The following is a 7,498-nucleotide window of genomic DNA, read 5'->3' on the forward strand; positions in this document are numbered from 1 at the left end:
GGGGTGAAGACATGGTGGCGCGGGTTCGCACGGTTGCTTTCCAGGGCATCGAGGCCGTGCCGGTCGACGTGCAGGTGATGATCGCGCCGGGCAAGGTCAACATGCACATCGTCGGGCTGGCCGACAAGGCTGTAGCCGAAAGCCGCGAGCGGGTGCAGGCAGCACTTCATGCATCCGGCCTGTCGATGCCGTCGAAGAAGGTCACCGTCAATCTGGCGCCGGCCGACCTGCCCAAGGAAGGCAGCCATTACGATCTGCCGATCGCCCTCGGTCTGATGGCGGCGCTCGGCGCCATTCCGGGCGACATGCTGGCCGGCTATGTCGTGCTTGGCGAATTGTCGCTCGACGGCACCATCGCCGCGGTGGCTGGCGCGCTGCCGGCGGCGATCGGTGCCAACGCCGAAGGCAAGGGCTTGATCTGCCCGTTCGCCTGCGGGCCGGAAGCGGCCTGGGCCGGCAAGGATTTCGACATACTGGCGCCGCGCAGCCTGATCGCCATCGCCAATCATTTTCGCGGCACGCAAGTTCTGTCGCGGCCGGAAGCCGGCATCCATGCCTCGGCGCGCGACCTGCCCGACCTTGCCGACATCAAGGGCCAGGAGACCGCCAAGCGGGCGCTGGAGGTGGCGGCGGCCGGCGGCCACAATCTTCTGATGGTCGGACCGCCGGGGTCGGGAAAGTCGATGCTGGCGCAGCGGCTGCCGTCGATCCTGCCGCCGCTGGCACCCAGGGAATTGCTCGAAGTCTCGATGATCGCCTCGGTGGCCGGAGAACTCGGCGAAGGAAAACTCACAGACCGGCGGCCGTTCCGCGCGCCGCACCATTCGGCCTCGATGGCGGCGATGGTCGGCGGCGGCCTGCGCGTGCGGCCGGGCGAGGCCTCGCTTGCCCATCACGGCGTGCTGTTCCTCGACGAGTTTCCCGAATTCTCGCCGCAGGCGCTCGATGCGTTGCGCCAGCCGCTCGAGACCGGCGACTGCATGATCGCCCGGGCCAATCATCGCGTCACCTACCCGGCGCGTATCCAGCTGGTCGCGGCGATGAACCCGTGCCGCTGCGGCATGGCCGGCGAGCCTGGCTATCGCTGCCTGCGCGGCGACCGCTGCCGCACCGACTACCAGGCGCGCATTTCCGGCCCGCTGCTCGATCGCATCGATCTCAGGATCGAGGTGCCGGCGGTCTCGGCCAGCGATCTGATCCGGCCGGACCGGGCGGAGAAAAGTGCCGCCGTCGCACTACGTGTTGCCCGCGCCCGTACGATCCAGCGAGAGCGCTTCGAGCGGCTCGGCGCGACCTCCGCCACCACCAACGCGCATTGCTCGCCGTCAGTCATCGAGGAGATCGCCATGCCCGACGCCGCCGGCCTGTCGCTGCTGAGGGATGCCAGCGAAAAGCTCGGCTTTTCCGCACGAGCTTATCACCGCGTCTTGAAGGTGGCGCGGACCCTGGCCGATCTCGAGACCAGCGAGACGGTCGGCCGCATCCATCTGGCCGAAGCGATTTCCTACCGCATGAGCTCGGAACGGATGGCACAGGCGGCGTGACGTTCCCCTCCCCCTTGAGGGGAGGGTGGCCGCGAAGCGGCCGGGTGGGGTCGCCGGTGAGACGCTCGGCCTGTCGCATTTCGAAACCGACCGAGGTGCGGAGCGTTGCGATGCTCCTCCTAAGGCGCACCGTCAGAATTGGGTTGGCGCACTGCGTTGGCGACCCCACCCGGCCCTTCGGGCCACCCTCCCCTCAAGGGGGAGGGGGACGCCGGCGCTTACCCTTGGCCGGCGTGCATCGTGCTTTCGGTTCAGCCGTTATCCCGCGCCTTCAGCTCCAGCCGCCGTGCGTGCAGCACCGGCTCGGTGTAGCCGTTGGGTTGCACGCGCCCCTTGAAGACCAGGTCGCAGGCGGCGAGGAAGGCGATGGACTTGTCGAAATCCGGCGCCATCGGCCGGTAGAGCGGATCGCCTTGGTTCTGGCGGTCGACGATCGCCGCCATGCGTTTCATCGTCTCCATGACCTGCTCGGGCGTGCAGACGCGGTGATGGAGCCAGTTGGCGATGTGCTGCGAGGAGATGCGCAGCGTGGCGCGGTCCTCCATCAGACCGACGTCGTTTATGTCAGGCACTTTCGAACAGCCGACGCCCTGGTCGATCCAGCGCACGACATAGCCCAGAATGCCTTGCGCATTGTTGTCGAGTTCCTTCTGGATGTCTTCTGGCGACCAGTTCGGCCGCACAGCGACCGGCACCGACAAGATGTCGTCGAGTTTTGCCTTGGGCCGGCTCTTCAGCGCCGCTTGCACGGCATGGACGTCGACCTTGTGATAATGGGTGGCGTGCAGCGTCGCCGCCGTCGGCGACGGCACCCAGGCGGTGTTGGCGCCGGCCTTGGGATGCGCGATTTTCTCGGCCAGCATCGCCGCCATAAGGTCGGGCATCGCCCACATGCCTTTGCCTATCTGGGCGTGGCCGGCCAACCCACATTCCAGCCCGATGTCGACGTTCCAGGCTTCGTAGGCGGCGATCCAGGCGGCCTGCTTCATGTCGCCCTTGCGGATCATCGGGCCGGCTTCCATCGAGGTGTGGATCTCGTCGCCGGTGCGATCGAGGAAGCCGGTGTTGATGAAGACGACGCGTTCTTTCGCGGCGCGGATCGCCTCCTTGAGGTTGACGGTGGTGCGCCGCTCCTCGTCCATGATGCCCATCTTGATGGTGTTTTTGGGCACGCCGAGCAGCGCCTCGACGCGGTCGAAAATCTCGACGGCGAAGGCAACTTCGTCGGGCCCGTGCATCTTGGGCTTTACGATGTACATCGAGCCGGCGCGAGAATTGGCGCGGCGCCCGTTCACGCCGATGTCATGCAGCGCGATCAGCGCCGTCAGCGCCGCATCCATGATGCCTTCCGGCACCTCGTTGCCGTCGCGGTCCGATATCGCCGGATTGGTCATAAGGTGGCCGACATTCCTGACCAGCATCAGCGAGCGGCCGGGCAAGGTCAGCGTGCCGCCATCGGGCGCGGTATAGGTGCGGTCGGGGTTGAGCCTGCGGACAAAGCTCTTGCCGGCCTTGGTGATCTCCTCCGCCAAGTCGCCCTTCATCAGGCCGAGCCAATTGCGGTAGACCAGCACCTTGTCCTGCGCATCCACTGCGGCGATCGAATCCTCGCAGTCCTGGATGGTGGTCAGTGCCGATTCCAGCACGACATCGGCAATGCCGGCCGGATCGGTGCGGCCGATCTGGTTGTTGCGGTCGATGACGATTTCGATGTGCAGGCCGTTCTTGGTGAGCAGCACGGCTTCGGGGTCGGCGGCATCGCCGCGATAGCCGGCAAACTGTCTGAGGTCGGCAAGCGTGGTGGCGCCGGCACCCTCGCCGAGCCGCAACATGCCGTTGGCGACCGAAAGCCCGTTGACGCCGGCCCATTTGCCTGTGGTGAGCGGCACCGCCTCGTCGAAGAAGCTTTTCACCCAGGCGACGACCTTGGCACCGCGCGCCGGATTGAATTTGTTGCCTCGCTCGGCGCCGGCCGTCTCCGGGATAGCGTCGGTGCCGTAGAGCGCATCGTACAGCGAGCCCCAGCGCGCATTGGCGGCGTTCAGCGCATAACGCGCGTTCATCACCGGCACCACCAGCTGCGGCCCGGCAACCGAAGCGATTTCCGGGTCGACATTTTCGGTGGTCACGCTGAACGCCGGCCCCTCGGGCAGGAGATAGCCGATCTCGCGGAGGAACGTCTTGTAGGCCTCCATGTCGACGGGCGCGCCATTGTCGCGATACCAGCGGTCGAGCTTGTCCTGCATGGCATCACGCTTTTCGAGCAGCGCCCGATTTTTTGGCGAGAGATCATGGACGATCGCCGAAAAACCGTTCCAGAATGCCTCCGCCTCGATGCCGGTGCCCGGCATCGCTTCGTTCACGACGAAATCATGAAGCTCGCGGGCAATCCGCAATCCGGCGATCTCGACGCGATCGGTCATCAGGGCTTCTCCAGACGAAAGGCTAGGCCGGGCCTTTGGCATGTCACGGTGGCAGGGTCAATTCAGCTCAGGGTGAAGGTAGGGCGTTTTCGCTGCCGATCTCCCCCTTGAGGGCCCCTTGTGGGGGAGATGGCCGGCAGGCCAGAGGGGGTCGCCTCGCGTGGAGTGCAACCTCTTCTTTGCACCAAATCGCGTCGCGCTTCATGCGAGGCGACCCCCTCGGTCGCCTTCGGCGACATCTCCCCCTCAAGGGGGGAGATTACGCGCTCACACCGCAATCCTTGGCCGTCCCGACGCCACCGCCACGACATGCGCCTCGATGAACATGCGCTGGCCCTCTACTGTGGAGACGCGGAACTCGCTGGCGATTTCGATCTCGGCGCTGTCGGTGCCAGCGTCCTTCGCCCGTCCAGCGGCAATCGCGCGCACATCTTTCTCCGCTGCCGCGATTGCCGCCGCCTCGTCGTTGAAATCGCGCACGCTTTCACCTGAGGCAACGCGGAACAGCCCTTCCTTGGGCTGGCTGACCCGCGCCTCGGCCGAAACCCGGACCTGGCCGACGACGGCGCCGAGCGCGTTGGCGACATCGGTATCCTGCGGCACCACGCATCGATTGCCGACCAGCTCGGCCAGACCGGCATAATGCAGCGGCGCCGAGGCGCCGAGGCCGATCACCGGACGGTCGAGCGCGACGCTCAAGCGGGCGATGCCGGGATGCGCGTCGACGGCGCGCTGGACCAGGGCATGGGCGACGGTCGCAGCGCCATCCAGCCCGTCCTCGGCAAAGGCGGTTTCGAGGATGACTTCGGCCGACAGGCGGGTCAGCGCGGTCAGCACCCGTTCCGAGATCGCCTCCGGCGAGGCGGCGATGAACTGGCCGCGGCCGTCGCGCCTGCGCGCGAACAGCTCGGCTCCCAGACGCGCCGCGGTCGCATCCCAATTGGCCTGCCTGCCCAGCACATGCGCCGCATCCGACGGCGTGAAGCCGGCGACATGCACCAGCCCGCGCGACACCAGCCGGTTCAAGGTGGCGTTCTGGGCATTCGAGGTCAGCAATCTGTCGAGAGCCTGCGGCACGGCACCGATCAGCTCGTAAAGCTTGGCTTCGGCGCCGGTCAGTCCGGCCGCCAGCCGCTCCGGCACGCCGGTGCGCACCGCCAGCCGGCCATCCATGCGGCCGGGGTTGGGCGCGCGCAGCTGGCGTTCGAGCTCTGATGTGACGGCCTCGCCATGCATCAAGCCGGCCAGTGCCAGCGGCACCAGGCGGCGCGGGCCGAGCAGGATCTTCGGGCTGAGCGCGCCGTCCTCCAGCGCCACTTCGGAATCGCCGCCGAGGCCAAAGGTGCGCATGGCGACGGCCTCGACCATGGTGCGGAACCCGCCGACGGTGGCGCCTTCCGGATCAAGCCGCGGCCGGCCCTTGTCGAGCACGGCGACATCGGTGGTGGTGCCGCCGATATCGGAGACCACGGCATCGTCGAGGCCGGTCATGTGGCGGGCACCGACGAGGCTGGCGGCCGGGCCGGACAGGATGGTCTCGATCGGCCGCTGGCGGGCAAAGGCAGCCGAGACCAGAGCGCCGTCGCCGCGCACCACCATCAGCGGGGCGGCAATGTTGCGCGCGGCCAAAAAGCCTTCCGTTGCCGCGACCAGCCGGTCGATCATCGAGATCAGCCTGGCGTTGAGCAATGTCGTCAGCGCCCGGCGCGGGCCGCCGAGCTTGGCCGACAGTTCGTGGCTGGCGGTAACCGGCAGGCCGGTCCTGTCGCGGATCAGGTTCCGCGCGCTTAGCTCATGCGCCGGGTTGCGGGTGGCGAAATAGGCGCAGACGGCAAAGCCGGATACCGACTTTTCCAGTTCCGGCAAAGCTGCCTCCAGCCCGGAAAGATCGAGCGTTGCCGCATTGCCATGGACATCGTGGCCGCCGGGGCAGAACACCACCGGGTCGGTGCCGAGCGCCGCCTTCAGCCCGTCGCGGGCAAGGTCGCCTTCGGCAAAGCCAATCATCACCAGCGCCACGCGGCCGCCCTGGCCCTCGACCAGCGCATTGGTGGCTAGCGTCGTCGACATCGACACCAGTTTGATCGCTGCCGGGTCGGTGCCGGCCATTTCGAGCACCGCATCGACCGCGCCGGAGATGCCGACCGCCAGATCGTGCCGTGTCGTCAGCGCCTTGGCCTTTGCCAGCACCTTGCCGCTTGGCCCGCCGGCCTCCGACCACAGCACGGCGTCGGTATAGGTGCCGCCGGTGTCGATGCCGAGGAACAGGGGTGGCGATTTGGTCTTGGCGGTCATTGGCGGGTCCGGAGAATTCTCTTGCCCCGCCCCTTACCGGATATGAACGGGCCGATAAAGCCGCGATGGCTGGGCCAAGGCAGCGTAATCTCCCCCCTCGAGGGGGAGATGGCCGGCAGGCCAGAGGGGGTCGTCTCGCGTGGAGCCCCGGCATTCTCTGGCCGCGATGGCGTTGGCGTCAGGACGTACCGACCCCCTCTGTCGCCTTCGGCGACATCTCCCCCTCAAGGGGGGAGATCGCTAGGCTACCCCACAAACCCCACGCGCTTGTGCGAGCCATCGCAGAACGGCTTGTTGGCGGAGTGGCCGCAGCGGCAGAGGAAGGCGCGTTGCGTACGGTCGACCGTGTGGCCGGTGCCGGTGACGATTTCGACATTGCCTTCGAGCTTGAGCGGGCCGTTGGTCGTCGGCGTGACGGTGAGCGGGCCATCTCGCACTTCCAGCGCCGGCGTGTCCTTCAGCGCCGGCTCGCCGGTGGCGATGAAGCCCGTCTTGGCGTGGCTGCCGTCGCAGAACGGCTTGTTTTCCGAGGCGCCGCAGCGGCAGAGCGTGGCGCGGTAAGACGTTTCGCCGCCCAGCACGATCTCGGCATGCAGCGCCAGCGGACCGTTTTCCCTTATGCGCACAATGTTGACCACCGGCGGCTGTTCCTGCGGCCCGCCATCCTTGCGGATATAGGTGATGGCGCCGGACGGGCAGGCTTCGGCGAGCGCCACGATCTTCTCGACGCTGGCCGCCTCGGGGTGGATCCACTGGCCGGGCGCGTTGGGCACGAAAACATGCGGATCGCCAAGCACACAGTTGCGCGAATGGATGCAACGTTTTCCCGAAAAGCCGATGTCGATGTTCTCGCCTTCGACCACTGCCATGGGTGGGTCTCCTGTCGGACTACGCTATGGCGACAGTCGGGACGACGTCAAGGCAGCATTCTCCCCCTCGTGAGGGCCGACCTCGGGCGCGGCGGTAAGGGAATTCGCATTTTTTGCTCGCAGCACCACATTTTGTTCTTGCTTTGTGCCGGCAGCTATGCTATTAATTTGCGCATGGTGCCAATTGGCTCCAACGACCCGCCCGCCGAGGCGGGTTTTTTGTTTCAGCTTTGAATTCCGTTGCCGGCCTGCACTCGCGGGACGGCCCTCTCCCCCTCGAGGGCAGGGGAATCGCATATGGCGATTTTGGGGTTGAGTTTAGGCTGAGAAAGGATTCTTTGGAGAGGCAGTTGAGCGAAGGAGCGAC

The 7,498-nt window shown here is 66.7% G+C and carries 4 protein-coding genes; 1 reads left to right on the forward strand and 3 read right to left on the reverse strand.

Going from position 1 to position 7,498, the window contains the following annotated elements:
* Positions 1–11: 11 nt before the first annotated feature.
* On the forward strand, positions 12–1,544 hold the full coding sequence (locus tag NKI24_RS17055; protein ID WP_352449627.1) for a YifB family Mg chelatase-like AAA ATPase: 1,533 nt from the start codon (positions 12–14) through the stop codon (positions 1,542–1,544).
* Positions 1,545–1,795: 251 nt separating this feature from the next.
* Here the strand turns inward: NKI24_RS17055 and NKI24_RS17060 are convergent, their stop codons facing one another.
* The 3 genes from NKI24_RS17060 to NKI24_RS17070 form a co-directional block, all read right to left on the reverse strand.
* Positions 1,796–3,967 (reverse strand): malate synthase G, encoded by a 2,172-nt coding sequence (locus NKI24_RS17060; RefSeq protein WP_352449628.1) that lies wholly within the window; start codon positions 3,965–3,967, stop codon positions 1,796–1,798.
* 267 nt (positions 3,968–4,234) lie between these two features.
* Complete coding sequence (locus tag NKI24_RS17065) at positions 4,235–6,262, reverse strand: hydantoinase/oxoprolinase N-terminal domain-containing protein (RefSeq protein ID WP_352746842.1); 2,028 nt, start codon at positions 6,260–6,262, stop codon at positions 4,235–4,237.
* A gap of 245 nt (positions 6,263–6,507) precedes the next feature.
* Positions 6,508–7,131 (reverse strand): CDGSH iron-sulfur domain-containing protein, encoded by a 624-nt coding sequence (locus NKI24_RS17070; protein ID WP_352457281.1) that lies wholly within the window; start codon positions 7,129–7,131, stop codon positions 6,508–6,510.
* Positions 7,132–7,498 lie beyond the last annotated feature (367 nt).

The sequence above is a fragment of the Mesorhizobium sp. M0701 genome (genome assembly GCF_040320365.1).
Classification (GTDB): domain Bacteria; phylum Pseudomonadota; class Alphaproteobacteria; order Rhizobiales; family Rhizobiaceae; genus Mesorhizobium.